Consider the following 18104-nt stretch of genomic DNA (forward strand, 5'->3'; position numbering starts at 1 on the left):
ATGGCTACGCTAGAGGCAATCGACGCCCATCAGCACTATTGGGACCCCGCGCGCGGCGATTACGGCTGGCTCACGCCTGCGACGACCGTGCTTTATCGCACGTTTGGACCTGCCGATCTCGCGCCGCTGCGCGCCTCGTGCGGCGTGGCGCGCACGGTGGTCGTGCAGGCCGCGCCGACTGTCGAAGAAACGCGCTGGCTGCTCGATCTTGCGCGCAACGAGCCCTCGATTGCGGGCGTGGTGGGCTGGGTGCCGCTGGACGACCCCCACGTCGCCACGCTGATCGCCGAACTCGCGCGCGAGCCGAAGCTGCGCGGCGTGCGCCCCATGCTGCAGGATTTGCCCGACGACGACTGGATCGTGAAAGCCGATACCGCGCGCGGCGTGCAAGCGCTCATCGCGCACGATCTCGCTTTCGACGCGCTCGTGTTCACGCGTCATGCGGATGCGCTGGCGACGTTTCTCGCGCGGCATCCGACGCTGCGCGTGGTCGTCGATCACGGCGCGAAGCCGCCGATCGCGGCGGGCGGCGAGAGCGGTTTTGCGGCGTGGGCGCAGGCCATCACGCGCTTCGCGCAGTTTGCGCAGGTGCACTGCAAGCTGTCGGGGCTCGCTACCGAAGCCGCGCCCGGCTGGGACGACGCCACGCTGGCGCCATGGGTCGCGCATCTGCTTGCCGCGTTCGGGCCGCAACGCCTCATGTGGGGTAGCGACTGGCCGGTGCTGAACCTCAATGGCGACTACGCGCGTTGGCACGCGAGCGCGCAAGAGCTGACCCAGACACTTTCCGCAGACGAGCGCGCCGCCGTATTCGGCGGCAACGCTGCGGCTTTTTATCGGCTCAAGACCGGGCTCAAGACCGGGCCCGGAGGCCATCCAGCCGGTTAGAAAACGTCAGCCGAACGCCACGAGGCGCACCTGCGTCGCCATAATGGCCGTTGGCGTCATCCCAACTTCTTCCCGCGATTTCATCGCTCGATCGCGGCATGGGGGCCTGCTGCAATACGGGGTATCGCCGTGCCGCGCTTCCAACCGCGCTTCCAACCGCGCTTCCAACCGGAGTGGCAGATGGTACAAAGACTGGCCGGCAAGACGGCCTTGATCACCGCGGCGGGCCAGGGCATCGGCTACGCGGCCGCCGAACTGTTCGCGCGCGAGGGCGCACGCGTGATCGCCACGGACCTGCGCATCGACGCGCTTGCCGCGCTGCCGGTCGAGGCACGCCAGCTCGACGTGCTCGACGGCGCGGCCATCACGGCGCTCGCGCAGGAACTGGGCGCGCTCGACGTGCTGTTCAACTGCGCGGGCTTCGTGCACGCGGGCTCGATCCTGGAAGCGAGCGAAGAAGACTGGGACTTCGCGTTCGATCTGAACGCGAAGGCGATGTACCGGACCATCCGCGCCTTCCTGCCGGCCATGCTGGCGAAGGGCGGCGGGTCGATCATCAACATGTCGTCGGCGGCGTCGAGCGTGAAGGGCGTGCCCAACCGCTTCGTGTACGGCGCCTCGAAGGCCGCTGTGATAGGGTTGACGAAGGCCGTGGCTGCGGACTTCGTGACGCGCGGCATCCGCTGCAACGCGATCTGCCCGGGCACGGTGTCGTCGCCGTCGCTGGAGCAGCGCATCGCCGCGCAGGCGGCGGCGCAGGGCACGAGCGTGGACGCGGCGCGCGCCGCGTTCGTCGCGCGCCAGCCGATGGGGCGCGTGGGCAAGCCCGAGGAAATCGCGGCGCTCGCGCTCTACCTTGCCAGCGATGAATCCGGGTTCACGACCGGCCAGGCGCATGTGATCGACGGCGGATGGTCTAACTAGTTAGCCCCCAGGCGATTCCGACCGACTGCAACGCACAGACACACGAGGAACACAGACGATGAAACTGCTTCGCTATGGCCCGAAGGGCCACGAGAAACCGGGCCTGCTCGACGCCGAAGGCCGCATTCGCGCGCTTTCGGGCAACGTGGCCGACATCGCGGGCGACGTGCTCTCGGACGCCGGACTCGCGCAACTGCGCACGATCGATCCGGAAACGCTGCCGCTCGTCGAAGGCAATCCGCGTATCGGGCCCTGCGTGGGCCATATCGGCAAGATGGTCTGCATCGGCCTGAACTATGCCGATCACGCCGCCGAGTCGGGCATGCCGGTGCCGGGCGAGCCGGTCGTCTTCAACAAGTGGACGAGCGCCATCGTTGGCCCGAACGACGATATCGAGATCCCGCGCGGCTCGAAGAAGACCGACTGGGAAGTGGAACTGGGTGTCGTGATCGGCAAGCACGCGAAGAACGTGAGCGAGGCGGACGCGCTCGACTACGTGGCGGGCTACTGCGTGGTCAACGACGTGTCCGAGCGCGAATGGCAGATCGAGCGCGGCGGCCAGTGGGACAAGGGCAAGGGTTTCGACACCTTCGGCCCGACCGGCCCGTGGCTCGTCACGCGCGACGAAGTGGCCGATCCGCAGAACCTCTCCATGTGGCTCGAAGTGGACGGCCATCGCTACCAGAACGGCAGCACGCGCACGATGATCTTCCCGGTCGCGAAGCTCGTTTCGTATCTGTCGGAGTGCATGAGCCTGCAGCCGGGCGACGTGATCTCCACCGGCACGCCGCCGGGCGTGGGCATGGGCGTGAAGCCGAATCCCGTGTTCCTGAAGGCGGGGCAAACGGTGCGCCTTGGCATCGAGGGCCTCGGCGAACAGCAGCAGAAAACGCGCGCGGCCGAGTAAGCGCGCCGCAAGTACAAAAAAGCGCGCGAGGGGAGGCGGGACAGACCCGCTTCGCCTCGCGCGCCTTGTTTTGTGACACAGGCCTTTCAGTTCTTCGGACTTTTCTCTTCCGGCCCGCTGCCTTCTGCAAGCCGGTTCACCGTCCCCTGTGCGAGCGCGACGAGCTTTTCGTCGCCGTTTTCCATTACGTACACGCTGCACTGGCAGGTGGCCTGGTGGCGCCCCGCGTGCACCACACGGGCCCGCGCCATCAGCGTGCCCTTGAGCGCGGGGCGCAGATAGTTGATCTTGTATTCCCCCGTCACCACGCGCGGCCCGAGCGCGAGCGCGCCGGCGAAAGTCAGCGCGTTGTCGGCGAGATAGCTGATCACGCCGCCATGCACGTAACCGTGCTGCTGCTTGAGGTCGTCGCGTACGGGCAGGCGCAGGGTCAGCTCGTCGGTTCCCACGTGTGTCAGTTCGGTTCCGAGCAGCACGCTGAATGGTTGGGCGTGCAAAGCGCCGCGTGCGCGGTCCACAAGATCGGTCATCGTCGCATTCCCTGGGTCTATCCCCGAGTGGTTTCCTAACCACTCTAGGAAGCCTCAGCGTCGAGTCAAGGTGAATCGAATCGAGTTGGTCATTCTATTGTTGCGAGAAATGCAGACAATGGCCGTTCAACCATTGCCGAAATGATTCGTTGCGCATTTTGGGGCGTTTTTTCACGGTTTAGGGCTCAAAAACAGGGGTTGCGTGGCCGTAAACGCAGTGCGGGCCCGGGCGATCACATGCTCGCGCCTCACTCATTCACTGCCATCCCCAGGTGTCCCCGATGTTCAGCAAGATCAAGGTCGCATCCGGCCTGTTGTGTGTCCTCGTCGCGTTCTGTGTACTGCAGCTCGTGACCGCAGGACTGGGTTACTGGTCGCTCACGCGCACGCACGACGACGTGGCCGACCTCTCGAAAGTGGCGTTGCGGCAGGCGAGCGCCGCCAACGTCATCACCCAGCAGTTGATGGACGCCCGTATCAATCTCTCGCGTGCGGGCACGCGCATGGTGCGCGGCGGCACGGTGCCGACCGACATGGTCAATCACGCGCGCGACCAGCTGGCCGCCGCCGATACCACCTTCGCGGCGCTCATGGCCGTGCCGCCGATCAACGACGACAACCGCGCGCGCGTCGCCGCGCTCGGCGAGCGCTACCAGGTGTACCGCAAGGCGCTCGGCGAGCTGATCGACGACCTCAACGGCAACAATCTGCAGGCCTTCCTCGACCAGCCGACGCAGTCGTACCAGGACGCCTATCTCGCTGAACTGCACGCCTTCGTGCAGTTCAGCGCTGCGGCGAGCCGCGCTTCGCTCGATTCGATCGACTCGCGCCTCGCGCTGTTCCAGGGCGTGGGCATCTTCATCCTGGTCCTGCTGATCGCGCTCGCGACCGGCGTGCACTTCGCGCTGCGCCGCGGCGTGGTGGAGCCGCTCGAGGAAGCGGGTCGCCATTTCGAGCGCATCGCGCGCGGGCGCCTCGACGAGCGCATCGCCGCGCGCGGCGAGAACGAGATCGGCCGGCTGTTCGAGGGCCTCGCGCTGATGCAGGCGAGCCTCGCGCGCACGGTCCACACCGTGCGCGAAACGGCGGGCTCGATCCACGTGGGCGCCGACGAGATCGCCACCGGCAACGCCGATCTTTCGGCGCGCACCGAATCGCAGGCGGCGTCGCTGGAGCAAACGGCGGCGAGCATGGAGGAACTGACGGGCACGGTGCGCAACACGGCCGAAAACGCGCGCGAGGCCAACGTGCTGGCGGAGGCGGCGCTCGACGCGACCGCGCGCGGCGGCGCCGTGGTGGGCGAGGTGGTCGAGCGCATGCGCGGCATTGCGCAAAGCTCGGACAAGATCGCCGAGATCATCGGCGTGATCGACGGCATCGCGTTCCAGACCAATATTCTCGCGCTCAACGCGGCCGTGGAAGCGGCGCGCGCGGGCGAGCAGGGCCGCGGTTTCGCGGTCGTGGCGGGCGAGGTGCGCGCTCTCGCGCAGCGCAGCGCGCAGTCGGCCAAGGAGATCAAGACGCTGATCAGCGAGTCGGTTGCGCAGATCCGCGGCGGCTCGGAGCTGGTGGAGCGCGCAGGCGAGTCGATGCGCGAGGTGTCGAACTCGATCTCGCGGGCCACGCAGATGATGGCGGGTATCAGCGCCTCGTCGCTCGAGCAGAGCACGGGCATTGATCAGGTGAATCAGGCCGTCTCGCAGATGGATCAGATGACCCAGCAGAACGCGGCGCTCGTCGAGGAGGCCGCGGCTGCTGCGGCTTCGCTGCATCAGCAGACGCGCCAGCTTTCCGAGGCCGTGGCCGCGTTCGAGATTTCGCCGGCCGTGCTGGCGGCCTGAGCGGCTTGAGCGGTCCGGGCGCCGCGGCGGCGCGCTTTCGCCCGCCTGCGGCGGCGTTTTGGGTGGTCGCGGCTCAGACGCCCATGCCCTGGTAGGCGGTCAAGAGGTGATACGGCGTCGTGGACGGCATGTCCGCGCGCGCCACGTCGCCGTTTGCGCGGCGGCATTCCACCCAGCCCTGCGGCGTGAGAAAGCGCGGCGCGAAGCGCCCGGTCTGCGGCGCGAGCGCGGCGCGCACCGCGGCGTCGCCGTGCGTGGCGAGCGCGCGCAGGTATTCCGTTTGCGCCCAGATGCGCTGCGTCGCATCGATCACCCGGCCCTGCTCGTCGAGCGCGGCCGCCACGGCGCCCGTTTCCGGGTCCACGCCGTGCTGCTGCGCAAAGACGAACGCGCGCGCGAGCGCTTCGTCCAGACCCGATGCGCCCAACCGGGCGCCCGCGCGCGATGCCAGCCAGAACCATTCGAACTGATGTCCGGGCTCGAGGCGGTTGTCCGCCGCGCCGACCGGCAATTCGGCGATACAACCCGTCGGCGCGTGCAGGAAGCCGCGCGCGAGGGCCTCGACGAGCCCCGTGATCGCCGTGTCGAACGCGCTGTCGCCGGTCGCCTCGCTCGCCGCGAGCCAGGCTTCGGTGAGGTGCATGAGCGGATTCTGCAGCGGACCGCCGGCGACGCTTGCAAAGGAAGCATCGAGCGCCGCGTTGAGCAGGCCGTCGCGGGCAGCGAAGCGGTCGACGATCAGCGAGGACGTTTCGCGCGCGACGTCGAGCGCCTCGGCCGCGCCGAAGCGCTGGCCGTAGGCCGCGGTTGCGAACACCACGAAGGCGTGCGTGTAGAGGTCCTTGGTGGTGTCGAGCGGCGCGCCGGCTGCGTCGACGCTAAAGAACCATCCGCCGTGCTTCGGGTCCTGATACGTGCGGCGCAGGGATTCGAAGAGCGTTTGCGCGTGCGCGGCGTCGCCGGCCTCGGAGAAGACGAAAAGCTGGCGGGCGCACGCCATCGCGCGGTAGCGCGTGACGGGCAGCGGCTGCACGCCGGCCGCATCGAGCGCCTCGTAGGGCAGGTGCAGTTCGGCGTTGAAGCCCGGGCCGCGCCACATCGGCAGGACGACGCGGTCGAAATGCTCGCGCAGGCTGGCTGCGCTCGTAGGTGTGTTCATGGCGAAAAGGTGCGGCGAAGCGCGTCACATCAAAAGAACAATGCCGGCGATTGTACGCATTCGAGAATGGCGCGGACATTCCAGGCCGCGCGTTCTGGCATGCGACAATGCGCGTTCGAACCAGAACACGAGGACGTCGCCAAGCGGCCGTGACCGGCCGGCGCGCGACGCGAACCGCATCGCTGACCCATGGCCGATTACGCAGATACCGCATCCTTGAGCTCTTCGCCTCCCGAACGCAACGCGCCGTGGCAGCCCCGCGCGACGTCTGCGTCGTCCGACGTTACTGAATCCCCGCTTGCTGTCGAATCCGATGCGCCACACGCGCCTGTCGGCGAGGGACTCGCCGCCGTTGCCGAAGCGGATGCCGCCGTGCGCCAGGGCACGCTGAGCGGCTTTGAGAGCCCCGAGCCGGCTCAAGCGGTAGCCGCGCCCGTCGACGAGGCCGGCGCGGCCAGCCCCGTTGCGGGTGCAACGACTGCGCGCCGCGCGCCGCGGGCGAAACGTGCCGCGGCGCCTGCCGCCGCCGAAGCGGCGGAGCCGGGCGTCGGGGCGGTGCATGAGGTGCAGGAGCCGGGTGCCGCCGCCTTTGCCGCCGAGCCGTCGTTTGCCGCCGGTCCTGCCGAGCGCGTGGAACCCACCGGGTTCGCGTCCGAAGTGGCACAGGCAGCCTCCGAACCGGACGCGCTCACGCAGCGCCTCGACGCGCTCCAGGGCGCGCTCGCCGAGCAGCGCCGCGTGGCGCTCGCCTCGTCGCGGCATCAGAAGTGGGGGCTTGCCGCCGCGTCGGCGGCGGTGCTCGCATCGGTCGGCTTCGGGATCGCGCAGTCGGTGCGGCTCGACAGCCTCGCAAACGAATCCCGCGCCGACGAGGCGCGCCTCGAGCAGTTCATCCTGAAGCAGCAGTCCACGCTCGACGACCTGTCCCAGCGCGTTGCCGCGCAAACCGCAGCGGCCTCCGCGGCGGCTGCGGCTGCGGCCGCTGCCGCGGAAACCTCGGCGGCGGCCCCCGCACGCGTGTCGTCCAGGGCGGCGCCCGCCAAAGCATCGCCCGCCCCCGCGCACCGTGCGGCGGCGCATGCCACGCGTGCGGCTCACGCGAAAAGCACCCAGAAAGCCACGCGCTGACCGGCCTCGCTCAGCGATCCCGCCCCTGTATCCGAAATCTCGATGCGTTGTTTTGTTGCAACGCATCGAATGCGTGCGACCCCGTGCGACGGCACGTCGCAGTTTTTTTGCTGCGCTGCACTAGCGCTGTCCTAGGGAAAACCCTATAATTCGTTCTGTCTTAGGGAAAACCCTGAACTGCAGCCTAACTGGGAGTCGCCATGAGCTTCATCTTTGCCCTGTTCCAAAAGGTCAGCGATCTCTTCGCGTCGCCGTATCTGCCGATGGATTCGGAATATTCGTACGAAGCGCGTCACCGCGAAGCCGAGCGCGTTCGCCGCTCGCACTACATGCCGTTTGGCATGCCGCGTGACTGATCGAAGCTGAAGCGCTTCGGGCGGCGCGCGCCGCCCAACGCGTTTCTCCGGTCGGACCGCCAGGTCTTCAAGCAAGGCCGGCTCTCGCAAGAGAGCCGGCCTTGCTGCGTCATGGGGCTGCTGCACGCCGAAGTCGCTTCGTCTGGCGTGACGGCAAGCGCGCGCGGCTCGTGTCATAGTAGTGCCGCACCGAAATCGCTACGCCTCACACCCCATGTCCAATACCTACTTCTACGACCCCGCCCAGGGCCATGGCCTGCCGCACGATCCTTTCAAGGCGATCGTTGCGCCACGCATGATCGGCTGGATCTCCAGCCGCGCAAAAAACGGCGCGCTCAATCTCGCGCCCTACAGTTTCTTCGGTGCATTTGCCACCTTTCCGCCGATCATCGGGTTCTGCAGCGAAGGCCGCAAGGACAGCATCAGCAACATCGAAGAGACCGGTGAGTTCGTCTGGAATCTCACGTCGAAGGCGCTGGCGCCGCAGATGAACCGGACCTCCGCGCCGGTCGCCGCCGACGTCGACGAATTCTCACTCGCGGGCCTCACGGCCGCGCCGGGCCGCAGCGTGGCGGTGCCGCACGTGGCGGAGTCGCCGGCCGCGCTCGAATGCAAGCTGCTGAAGGTCGTGCGGCTCAACACGCTGGACGGCGCACCCAGGGACAACTGGCTCGCGCTCGGGCAGGTGGTGGGTGTGCACATCCGCGAGGAATTTCTGAAGGACGGCCTGTTCGACACGCACGCCGCCCAGCCCGTGATGCGCGCGGGTTATCGCGCCGACTACGCGCAGATCGGCGAGATGTTCCAGATGGTGCGGCCGAGCGCGTAGGCCGCTGCGGACGTGAGCAGGTCGCGGCGTTGCCGCGTCCAGCCCGCCCGCCGATAATGGCCGACAGCGTGGCCCGACAGCGCGAGGCGCGCAGGGAGGCAATCCATGCAATCTCCGACGGGATCGGTAGTGGCGCTCAGTTCCGCCGCCTCGACGATGTTTTCGATCGGCCTCATCGCGCTCGGCTACTGGGGGCTGCACGAGCCGACGGCCTGGCGCATCGGCGACCGGGTGATCGTCGGCATCGCGCTCGCGGGCTTCGCGTGCCTCGGCAGCGTGCCCTGGCTTGCCACCTCGCCCGCGAAGCCCAACGACGAGTCGCGTTTCCTGATGGCGCGCCGCGCCTTTCTCTGCGGCGCGGCTGCCGTGTGGGTGTCGATCGTGCTGTCGCTCGTGCTGTGATCAGGCGGGCGATCAGAAGCGGGCGCGCAACCCCACCGTGCCTACGACCTGATTGGCAGTCGTTGACGCGCCGCCCGCCGTGTTGATGAACGCCACGTAGTTGTGCCCCGTGGCGTGCTGGTACATCGCCTCGCCGTAGAGGTCGGTGCGCTTCGAGAGGCGGTACACGACCTGTGCGTCCACCTGGTTCCACTTCGGATCGGCGCCGAAAGTCGTCGTGTCGCTCACGTGGCCATCCGTGAAGGTGTAGGCGAGACCGAGACTCCACGCCGGGTTCAGCTGATACTTCCCGTTCACTTCATAGTTGTTGAAGCTCATGTCGCCGCCCTTCGAGCCGAACGAGCTGGTGCCCGTGTACTCGCTGCGCGTGAACACGAAGCCCGCCGTGGCCGGGCCGAACGTGTAGTTGATGCCGCCGCCGAACGAACGCAGACGGTCGGCGCCGAGCGCGAAGCCGCCCTTGCCGTTGGCCGTCGACTCCGCGAGATCCACCGCGCCCGGGCTGCTCGCCGTCGCGCCCTGGGTGCCGTTCAGCTGCAGATAACCGCCGGCGATGGCGAGCGGCCCGTTGGTGTAGCTTGCGCCGAAGCTGTAGGCGCGATTCACGGCGAAGTCGGTGTTGTTCGAGAACGCATAGAGCGCGCCGAACTTCAGGCCGCTATACGTGTTGCTCGTGAACTTGACCGCGTTGCTCATGCGCAGCGAGTGGTTCAGGTTGTCGTTGTCGAACGGATGCGCGAAGCCCGTGTCGCCGAAGGTGCCCGCCGTGGCCGAAAGCGGCGCGACGAAGTCGACGAGCGAGTCGTACTGGCGGCCGAGCGTGAGCGAGCCGAACTGGTCGCTCGCGAGGCCCACGTAGGCCTGGCGGCCGAACATGCGGCCGTCCTGGCCGAGCTTGCCGTTCTGCACGTTGAAGCCGTTTTCGAGCACGAAGACCGCATGCAGGCCGCCGCCCAGGTCCTCGCTGCCGCGCATGCCGAAGCGGCTGCCGTTCACGTTGCCGCTCGTTGCCTGCCACAGCGCGCCGGACGACTTGCCGCTCGCGACGTTGTTCGTGTACATGATGCCGGCGTCGATCAGGCCGTAGAGCGTGACCGAGCTTTGCGCGTGGGCGGCGGGCGCGGCGAGCGTGCCGAGGGCGCCGATCACGGCGGCAATGGTGGTGAGCGAGAGGGTGTTCTTCATTCGAGGTTCCTGTAGCGTTGTTGTTTCGCGGCGTATGCAAAAGCGGGTTTGCAACAGCGACAGGAGTGTAGGGAGTGAAAGGCGCCGGAAAAACCGGCTGTGACTGCAGAGGATTCTTCCTCGATCTGGAAGGATGTTTTCATCGCCCTGTCATAAATCGATTCAGGCATCGACTCGGGCGACCGAGGGCGTGCGCCCCGCGGGAAGCAGGAGCGGTCTTGCGAGTTTGGTACGATTCACGCTTTGCCAGCCGACCCTACCTGCCGCGTGAAGCGTTACGTGCCGTTGATCCGCGATCGAATCGCGCTGTCGTTGTCCCGCCTGAAGCCCGCCGCAGCGCGGCTGGGCGGGTTTATTCGCCCGCTGGGAGCGCGTGCGCTCCATCGTCTGCGGCATCCCACGCGGCGCGGCGTGCTCATGGCGATTGGCGCGTTGCCCGCGCTCGTCGTGCTCTACGTGCTCGTGCTGATTCCGTTCACCCCGAGCATTGGCGACATCCGCAAGGCGCGGGTGGACGAACCGGCCCAGATTCTTTCCGCCGACGGCAAGGTGCTCGCCGAGTTCAAGCCCTCGAACCGCGAATGGGTGCCGCTCGCGCAGATCTCGCCGCACATGGTCGATGCGCTGATTTCCACCGAGGATCACCGCTTCTACGAGCACCACGGCATCGACTTCAAGCGCACGGCGGGCGCGGCGCTGCACACGTTCTCGGGCGAGCGTCAGGGCGGCTCGACCATTACGCAGCAACTCGCGCGCAATCTCTATCCCGATGAAATCGGCCGCGCGCCCACGCTCACGCGCAAGATCAAGGAAGCGATCACGGCGTTCAAGATCGAGGCGGTGTACAGCAAGCAGCAGATTCTCGAGACCTATCTGAACACGGTGCCGTTCCTCTACAACGCCTACGGCATCGAGATGGCGGCGCGCACCTACTTCGGCGTGTCGGCGGATCAGCTCGACATCCTGCAAGCCGCGACGCTCACCGGCATGCTCAAGGGCAACGCCTATTACAACCCGGTGATCAACCCCGAGCGTGCGCTCGCGCGGCGCAACACCGTGCTCGGCCAGATGGTGAAGTACGGCAAGCTCAGCGAGGCGCAGTACGCCACGCTTTCGAAGAAGCCGCTGCGCCTCGACTTCGAGCGCCAGACAGAGCCGCCCGGCCCCGCGCCGCACTTCGCGCTGCAACTGCGCAAGTGGCTGATTGCGTGGGCCGACCGCAACGACTACAACATCTATTCGGATGGCCTCGTGGTGCGCACCACGATCGATTCGCGCCTCCAGCAGATGGCAACCGCTGCGCTGCGCCAGCACACGAACCAGCTCCAGGGCATCGCCAACGGTGCATGGAGCGGACGCAACGGCTGTGTGGCCGGCAACGACCTGTTCGCGACCTTCATGCGCGAAACGCAGGACTACAAGAGCGCGCGCGACGCAGGCGCGAACGACGCCGACGCGCTCAAGCAGCTCGCCGGCGACCGCACCTTCATGCGCAATCTCTGCAAAAGCAAGACCGCGGTGGAGGCGGGCTTTCTCGCCATCGACCCGCGCAACGGGCAGATCAAGGCGTGGGTGGGCAGCCGCGACTTTACCGACGAGCCGTTCGACCACGTGCAGCAGGCGCGCCGTCAGCCCGGCTCGACGTTCAAGCCGTTTGTGTACGGCGCGGCCTACGCGGCGGGCGCCAAGCCGGGCGACACGTTCATCGACCAGCCGGTGGAGATCACGCTGGCGGGCGGCGAAATCTGGAAGCCGACCGACGACGTGCCGCCGAGCAATCGCCCGGTGACGCTGCGCGACGCGATCGCGTTCTCGCGCAACCGCATCACCGCGCAGCTCATGCAGACGGTGGGCCCGGACAAGGTCGCGCGGCTCGCGCGCGCGATGGGCGTGCGCGACAGCCAGCTCGACCCGGTGCCGTCGCTCGCGCTCGGCACGAGCCCGGTCACCTTGAAGGAAATGGTCTCCGCCTACAGCACCATCGCGAACGACGGCGAGTATCTCGAACCGCGCATGGTCACGAGTATCGAGGACCACAAGGGCAACGTGCTCGCGCAGTTCGAGAGCGCTTCGCCCGAGCGCGCGCTTTCGGCGGAGGCGGACCGCACGCTGCTCGACACGATGCGCGACGTCGTCAACCGCGGCACGGGCTCGGCCATCCGCACGCGCTTCGGCATTCGCGGCGACGTGGCGGGCAAGACCGGCACGACCCAGGGCAACACGGACGGCTGGTTCATCCTGATGGACCCGCAACTGGTGGCGGGCGCGTGGGTGGGCTTCGACGACGGCCGCGTGACGCTCGACGACTACTGGGGGCAGGGCGCGCGCAGCGCGCTGCCGATCGTCGGCGACTTCTTCCAGCGCGCGTTGCGCTCGCGCCTCGTCGATCCGCGTGCGCGCTTCGACACCGAAGTGACGCCGGGTGCGTTCGAAACCTTCCGCGAGAAGCTGCGCGCGTGGATGGACAAGCTGTTCGGCAAGCACGAAGCGCCGCCACCGGCGCCGCCGGTGCGGCATGCGCCGCCGCCGCGCGCGAGTGCGCCGGCACCTGCGTCTGTGCCTGCTGTGGCTTCGGAGGCGGGGGCGTCGGCGCCTTCTGCGGCATCGGCGCCTTCTGCCGCTTCGGCGGCGGCCGCGGAATCCGCCGCGCGCGCGATCATGGGTCTGCCGCCGATCATCGGGCCGTCCAGCGCGCCGCCGGCGCTTGCCCCGCAGCCCTCGTATCCGGCGCAGGCGCCGGCGCTTGCGCCGACCCCGACTCCCGACGAGGCGGACCCTGACACGCCAGGCGCGAGCGCGAGCTACACGCCGCCGGTGGCGCAGCCGCAGGGACAATGAGCGCGGCGTATCTCGAACCCGGCCAGGCACCCTGCATGACTCGTTGCGCTCGCAAGGGTGTCTGCCCTTGGGGTAGGGGTGTGCTCGCTAGCGAGCATATCCAGCGGAAACCGGCTCCACGATTTCCGGCGACGCCTACGCGTCGTTACTCCCGAACCTTGAACACGGAAACCAGCTCGGCGAGCGCAGCCGCATGCTCGTTGAGCGCGGCGGCGGCGCGCTCGGCGTCGCCCACGAGCGCGGCGTTCTGCTGCGTCGCCGCGCCGATCTGCGAAACCGCGATGTTCACCTGCTCGATGCCGCCCGATTGCTCGCGCGAGGCCACGCTGATCTCGCCGATGATCGAGCGCACTTCATCCACGCGCGCGACGATGCCGTGCATGGTCGTGCTCGCTTCGCCGGCGATCCGGTAGCCCGTCTCGACCGTCGTCGACGATTCGGTGATCAGCGCCGAGATTTCCTTCGCGGCCGCCGCGCTGCGCTGCGCGAGCGCGCGCACTTCGCTCGCGACCACCGCGAAGCCCTTGCCGTGCTCGCCCGCGCGCGCCGCTTCGACGGCTGCATTGAGTGCGAGGATGTTGGTCTGGAACGCGATGCCGTCGATCACGCCCGTAATCTCGGCGATCTTCTGCGACGCGCGGCTGATGTCGTTCATCGTTTCGACGACGCGGCTCACGGCGCGCCCGCCGTCGAGCGCGGCTTGCGCAGCGCTGGTCACCACGGTGTTGGCGCGCGTCGCGTGGTCGGCGTTCTGCTGCACGGTGGACGTGAGTTCCTCCATGCTCGCCGCCGTCTGCTCCAGGCTGCTCGCCTGGCTCGCGATGCGCGAAGCGATCTCGCCGCTGCCCTGCGCGATGCGCGAGGTGTCCTCGCTCATCTGCGCCGCGGCGCTGCGTACTTGCGCGACGATCTGCGCGAGGCCCACGCCGATGCCGTCGATCGCGCGCGTGAGGCGGCCGATCTCGTCGGCGCCCGCCGTATCCTGCGCGTGCGCGGCATCGCCATTGCCGATGCCGTTGCGGCTGGGGTTGCCGATGCGCACCGTGAGGTCGCCCGCCGCGAGCTGGCCGGCGGCGAGCGCTGCGGCGTCGAGCGGCCGGCTCACGAGGCGGCGCGCGGCGTAGATCGAAAGCGCCGCGAACAGCGCGACCAGCACGAGGCCGATGGCCGCGAAGCGGTCGCGCGTGGCGTTCACGTCGGCCATGATCTCATCGCGCACGGCGACGCCGCCCACGAGCCATTGCCACTGCGGCACGCTCACGAACGAGACGAACTTCGCCCGCGCGTCGCCCTCGCCGCGCGTCGAGTCGGCGGAGGTGTAATCGAGCGTGCCTTCGCGCGCTTCGAGCATGCGCGACCAGGGCGCGTCGGCGTCGTCGTAGTGTTTGCCGACGGCGCCAGGGTGCACGAGGAAGGTGCCGCGCGCCGGGCCGTTCGAAGCGTCCATCACGAAGTAATAGCCGCTCTCGCCGATCTTGAGCCTGGCAATCCCGCTTTTGAGCGCATCGATCTGCGCACCCACGTCCACGCCCACGAAGAGCGCGCCGATCACGTGGCCGCTCGCGTCGAGAATCGGCTTGTATTGCGTGATGTACTGCTTGCCGAACAACTGGGCGAGGCCGGTATAGGTGCGATTGGCCATCACCGGCCCATACGCGGGGCCCTTGCGGTCGAGCAGCGTGCCGATCGCGCGCGTGCCGTCCTGCTTCTTGAGCGAGGTGGTCACGCGCACGAAGTCGTCGCCGCTGCGCGCGAAAACGGTGGCGATTTCGCCGCTGCGCGCGAGAAACTGGTCGGGAATCGTAAAGTCCAGGTTCAGCACGTGATCGCCGGACTTGAAGACCGGCGTGGCCTTGCCGCCAATGTCGACCGTCTGCGTCGCGTCGAGCGTGAAGGCGCCGGGCAGGAAACTCTCGAAGAGTTGCATGGCGCGGTCGACTTCGGCCTCGAGCGCGCCGTTGATGAGCGAGATCGACGAAGCGACCGCCTGGTCCTTTTCGGCAATGCGCATGCGCACCTGGTCGCCGGCCTGCGTCGCCGCCGAACGCGTGATCGCCCATGTGAAGGCGGCAAAGATGGCTGCGACTAGCGCACACGATAGCAAGGCGAGGCGCACGCCGACGCTCGCGCGGCTTGATAAGCGTGAAAGCATGGATTCGGTTCCGGAATAGAGCGTGTAAAGAAGGAACCTGCGCCTTCGAGGCGCTGGTATGACGCATTACGGCGCGTGCGAGGGATCCTTTAGGGGTAGGACCGAAAAACCTTACAGCCATGTAAAGATTGCCGATCGGTCATGCCAATTTGCTGCGCAGACTGTGGGATGTTTCGGATCCCAAAACAAGATCGATACAAGGGAAAGGGCGCACGAAGCGCCCTTTCGTTATGTTCCGCGCGATACGTCGCGCCGTGAAATTCTGCGCTAGCGGCGGGCCCGCCACGTTCTGAGCAAGAGCGCGTTGGTCACGACGCTCACGCTGGAAAACGCCATGGCCGCGCCCGCGAGCATGGGGTTGAGCAAGCCGAAGGCGGCGAGCGGAATCCCGATCAGGTTGTAGAAGAACGCCCAGAACAGGTTCTGCTGGATCTTGCGCCACGTGCGCCGCGAAATATCGATTGCGGCGGCAACGAGCGCCGGGTCGCCGCGCATGAGCGTGATGCCCGCCGCGTGCATGGCGACGTCGGTGCCCGTCGCCATGGCGATGCCGATGTCGGCGGCGGCGAGCGCCGGCGCATCGTTGATGCCGTCGCCGGCCATTGCGACGATGCCGCCGCTCTGGATCTTGAGGTCGCGGATCGTGCGCGCCTTGTCGTCGGGCAGCACCTGCGCATGAACTTCGCCGATGCCGAGCTGCGCGGCCACGGCCGCCGCGCTGCCCGCGTTGTCGCCGGTCACGAGCACGCTGCGGATGCCCATCGCCTCGAGGCTCGCAATGGCTTCGCGCGCCGTGGGCTTCACGGTGTCGCCGAAAGCGAGCAGGGCGAGCACGCCGCCGTGCGGCTCGAATAGCCATGACACCGTATTGCCCGCTGCTTCGAGCGTACGCGCGCGGGCCGCGAGCGCGGGCGGCACGGCGAGCGCCAGTTCGTCGAGCCAGCGGCCGCTGCCGATGGCGATGCGCCGGCCGGTCACTTCGGCCTCCACGCCGCGCCCGGGCACCGCGCGCGCATGGGCGGCGCCGGCCAGGACGTCTCGCGCCTGGGCGTTGGCGTGCGCCTCATACGCCTGCACCACGGCCTTCGCGAGCGGGTGATCGCTTTGCCGCTGCACGGCGGCGGCGAGCGCGAGCGCCTCGCCGCGCTCGAGTCCCTCGGCCGCATCGAACGCGGTGAGCGAGGGCTGGCCGAGCGTGAGCGTGCCGGTCTTGTCGAAGGCGACCACGCTCACGCTGTGGGCGGTCTCCAATGCTTCGGCATCCTTGATGAGCACGCCCTGGCGCGCGGCCACGCCGGTCCCGGCCATGATCGCGGCAGGCGTGGCGAGGCCGAGCGCGCACGGGCAGGCGATCACGAGCACGGCCACGGCGTTGAGGATCGCCGTTTCGGCGCTCGCGCCCGCGATCAGCCAGCCGCCCAGCGTGAGGGCCGCGATCACGAGAATCGCGGGGACGAACACGGCGCTCACGCGGTCGACGAGACGCTGGATCGGCGCCTTTTCGGCCTGCGCGCTTTCCACGAGGCGAATGATGCGTGCCAGCGTGGTTTCCGCGCCGATGGCCGTGGTGCGCAGGAGAATCGCGCCTTCGCCGTTGATCGAGCCGGCCGTGACGGGGTCGTCCGGCGCTTTCGGCACCGGCAGGCTTTCGCCGGTGATGAGCGATTCGTCGATGTGGCTGCGGCCTTCGAGCACGACGCCGTCCACGGGCACGCGCTCGCCGGGACGCACGACTACCACGGCGCCCACGCGAACCTGGGCGAGCGGGACTTCGCGCTCCTCGGCGTTGGCGCCATTTGCGCCATCGACACGGATGCGCGCGCGATCGGGCCGCAGCGCGTTGAGGGCGCGGATCGCGTCGGTGGTCTGGCGCTTCGCGCGCGCTTCGAGCCATTTGCCGAAGCGCACGAGCGTGATGACGACCGCCGCAGCCTCGAAATACAGATGCGCCATGTCGCCTGGGTGCGCGAGCATCGAATAGACGCTCACGCCATACGCGGCCGAGGTGCCGAGCGCGACCAGCAGATCCATGTTGCCCGCGCCCGCGCGCACGGCCTTCCAGGCGGCGCGGTAGAAGCGCGCGCCGAACACGAACTGCACGACGCTCGCAAGCGCCAGCTGCGCCGCGGCGGGCAGCATCCAGTCGAACCCGAGCCAGTGGCCGAACATCGGCAGCACGAGCGGGACGGTGAGCACGGCCGAAACCAGCACGGCGCGCCATTCGCGGCGCGCTTCGTCGCCGGCAGTGGCGCGCTTCGCGGGGGCGGCGGTATCTTGGTCGGCGGCGAGCGGCGTGGCTTCATAGCCGGCCTTCTTGACGGCGGCGACGAGCAGGTCCTGCAATTCGCCCGTGAGCGGCGAGCGCGTGTTGACGGTGGCCTGCTCGGTGGCGAGGTTCACGCTTACGCCAGCCACGCCGGGCACGCGCGCGAGTGCCTTCTCGACGCGGTTCGCGCACGAAGCGCATGTCATCCCGCCGATGGCGAACGTGGCGGCTTCCGTGGCGACGGGCACGGCTTCGTAGCCGGCCTTTTCGACGGCTGCGAGGAGGGCGGCTACGAGGGCGGCGGGCGCGACGCCGCCGCTGGCCTCGACGGTCGCCTTTTCCGTGGCGAGGTTGACCGAGGCGCGCGTGACGCCCGGCACCTTGGCAAGCGCTTTCTCGACGCGCATGGCGCACGAGGCGCACGTCATGCCGTGGATCTCGAGTTCGGCTACAGCGGTATCCGTGCGCTCTGCTACGAGGGGTTCATTCATGATGGGGTGCGAGCACTGGCTGTCATCGATGTTAAGCAGTATCTACGTTCCCATCATGGGAAGGTCAAGGGGCGACACTACGCCACTTCCGTTTCAGAAGGCAAGCTATCCAGCTGTAACGCAATATTCCGCGCCGCAGTCTTTTCAGGCCCATGCGCGAGCGATACGATACCTACCGGCGGCATTGGCGCCGTGCCGCGCGTATTTG

The 18104-nt window shown here is 68.1% G+C and carries 14 protein-coding genes; 9 read left to right on the forward strand and 5 right to left on the reverse strand.

All coding sequences use genetic code 11. The annotated features are described in order from the left end of the window. The 3 genes from C7411_RS27605 (at nucleotide 1) to C7411_RS27615 (ending at nucleotide 2719) form a co-directional block, all read left to right on the forward strand. Nucleotides 1-888 carry an amidohydrolase family protein gene (locus C7411_RS27605; protein WP_110387187.1) on the forward strand — a complete coding sequence of 296 codons (888 nt, stop codon included), beginning with the start codon at nucleotides 1-3 and terminating at the stop codon, nucleotides 886-888. 180 nt (nucleotides 889-1068) lie between these two features. Next, nucleotides 1069-1812, forward strand: a complete 744-nt coding sequence (locus C7411_RS27610; RefSeq protein WP_110387188.1) for an SDR family oxidoreductase — start codon at nucleotides 1069-1071, stop codon at nucleotides 1810-1812. Nucleotides 1813-1870: 58 nt separating this feature from the next. Next, a complete protein-coding gene (locus tag C7411_RS27615) occupies nucleotides 1871-2719 on the forward strand; it encodes an ureidoglycolate lyase (protein WP_110387189.1) in 849 nt (282 codons plus the stop codon). A gap of 86 nt (nucleotides 2720-2805) precedes the next feature. Here the strand turns inward: C7411_RS27615 and C7411_RS27620 are convergent, their stop codons facing one another. After that, nucleotides 2806-3249, reverse strand: coding sequence for a PaaI family thioesterase (locus tag C7411_RS27620; protein WP_110387190.1), 444 nt, complete (start codon nucleotides 3247-3249; stop codon nucleotides 2806-2808). Nucleotides 3250-3530: 281 nt separating this feature from the next. Here C7411_RS27620 and C7411_RS27625 point away from each other — a divergent pair, with 281 nt between their 5' ends. Further along, nucleotides 3531-5090: a methyl-accepting chemotaxis protein gene (locus C7411_RS27625; protein ID WP_110387191.1), complete on the forward strand. Its 1560-nt coding sequence runs from the start codon at nucleotides 3531-3533 to the stop codon at nucleotides 5088-5090. A 73-nt stretch (nucleotides 5091-5163) separates the two neighbouring features. Here the strand turns inward: C7411_RS27625 and C7411_RS27630 are convergent, their stop codons facing one another. Further along, a complete protein-coding gene (locus C7411_RS27630; protein WP_110387192.1) occupies nucleotides 5164-6249 on the reverse strand; it encodes an AGE family epimerase/isomerase in 1086 nt (361 codons plus the stop codon). A 216-nt stretch (nucleotides 6250-6465) separates the two neighbouring features. Between C7411_RS27630 and C7411_RS27635 the strand changes: the two genes are divergently transcribed. The 4 genes from C7411_RS27635 (at nucleotide 6466) to C7411_RS27645 (ending at nucleotide 8964) form a co-directional block, all read left to right on the forward strand. Further along, a complete protein-coding gene (locus C7411_RS27635; RefSeq protein WP_133253710.1) occupies nucleotides 6466-7377 on the forward strand; it encodes a hypothetical protein in 912 nt (303 codons plus the stop codon). Between the two features lie 200 nt (nucleotides 7378-7577). Next, nucleotides 7578-7733, forward strand: coding sequence for a hypothetical protein (locus tag C7411_RS37655; protein WP_165822904.1), 156 nt, complete (start codon nucleotides 7578-7580; stop codon nucleotides 7731-7733). 214 nt (nucleotides 7734-7947) lie between these two features. Then, entirely contained in the window at nucleotides 7948-8562 is a 615-nt protein-coding gene (locus C7411_RS27640; protein ID WP_110387194.1) for a flavin reductase family protein, read from the forward strand. A gap of 105 nt (nucleotides 8563-8667) precedes the next feature. Next, complete coding sequence (locus C7411_RS27645) at nucleotides 8668-8964, forward strand: hypothetical protein (protein WP_110387195.1); 297 nt, start codon at nucleotides 8668-8670, stop codon at nucleotides 8962-8964. A 12-nt stretch (nucleotides 8965-8976) separates the two neighbouring features. On the opposite strand, the gene C7411_RS27650 is transcribed toward C7411_RS27645, so the two are convergent. Continuing rightward, a complete protein-coding gene (locus C7411_RS27650) occupies nucleotides 8977-10149 on the reverse strand; it encodes a porin (protein WP_110387196.1) in 1173 nt (390 codons plus the stop codon). Between the two features lie 312 nt (nucleotides 10150-10461). Between C7411_RS27650 and C7411_RS27655 the strand changes: the two genes are divergently transcribed. Beyond that, nucleotides 10462-12987 carry a penicillin-binding protein 1A gene (locus tag C7411_RS27655; RefSeq protein WP_373682670.1) on the forward strand — a complete coding sequence of 842 codons (2526 nt, stop codon included), beginning with the start codon at nucleotides 10462-10464 and terminating at the stop codon, nucleotides 12985-12987. 145 nt (nucleotides 12988-13132) lie between these two features. Here the strand turns inward: C7411_RS27655 and C7411_RS27660 are convergent, their stop codons facing one another. Both C7411_RS27660 and C7411_RS27665 read right to left on the reverse strand, forming a co-directional pair. Further along, nucleotides 13133-15139 carry a methyl-accepting chemotaxis protein gene (locus tag C7411_RS27660; RefSeq protein WP_110387197.1) on the reverse strand — a complete coding sequence of 669 codons (2007 nt, stop codon included), beginning with the start codon at nucleotides 15137-15139 and terminating at the stop codon, nucleotides 13133-13135. A gap of 267 nt (nucleotides 15140-15406) precedes the next feature. Further along, nucleotides 15407-17896, reverse strand: coding sequence for a heavy metal translocating P-type ATPase (locus C7411_RS27665; RefSeq protein ID WP_110387198.1), 2490 nt, complete (start codon nucleotides 17894-17896; stop codon nucleotides 15407-15409). Nucleotides 17897-18104 lie beyond the last annotated feature (208 nt).

Source organism: Paraburkholderia silvatlantica, assembly GCF_003096715.1.
GTDB lineage: Bacteria > Pseudomonadota > Gammaproteobacteria > Burkholderiales > Burkholderiaceae > Paraburkholderia > Paraburkholderia silvatlantica.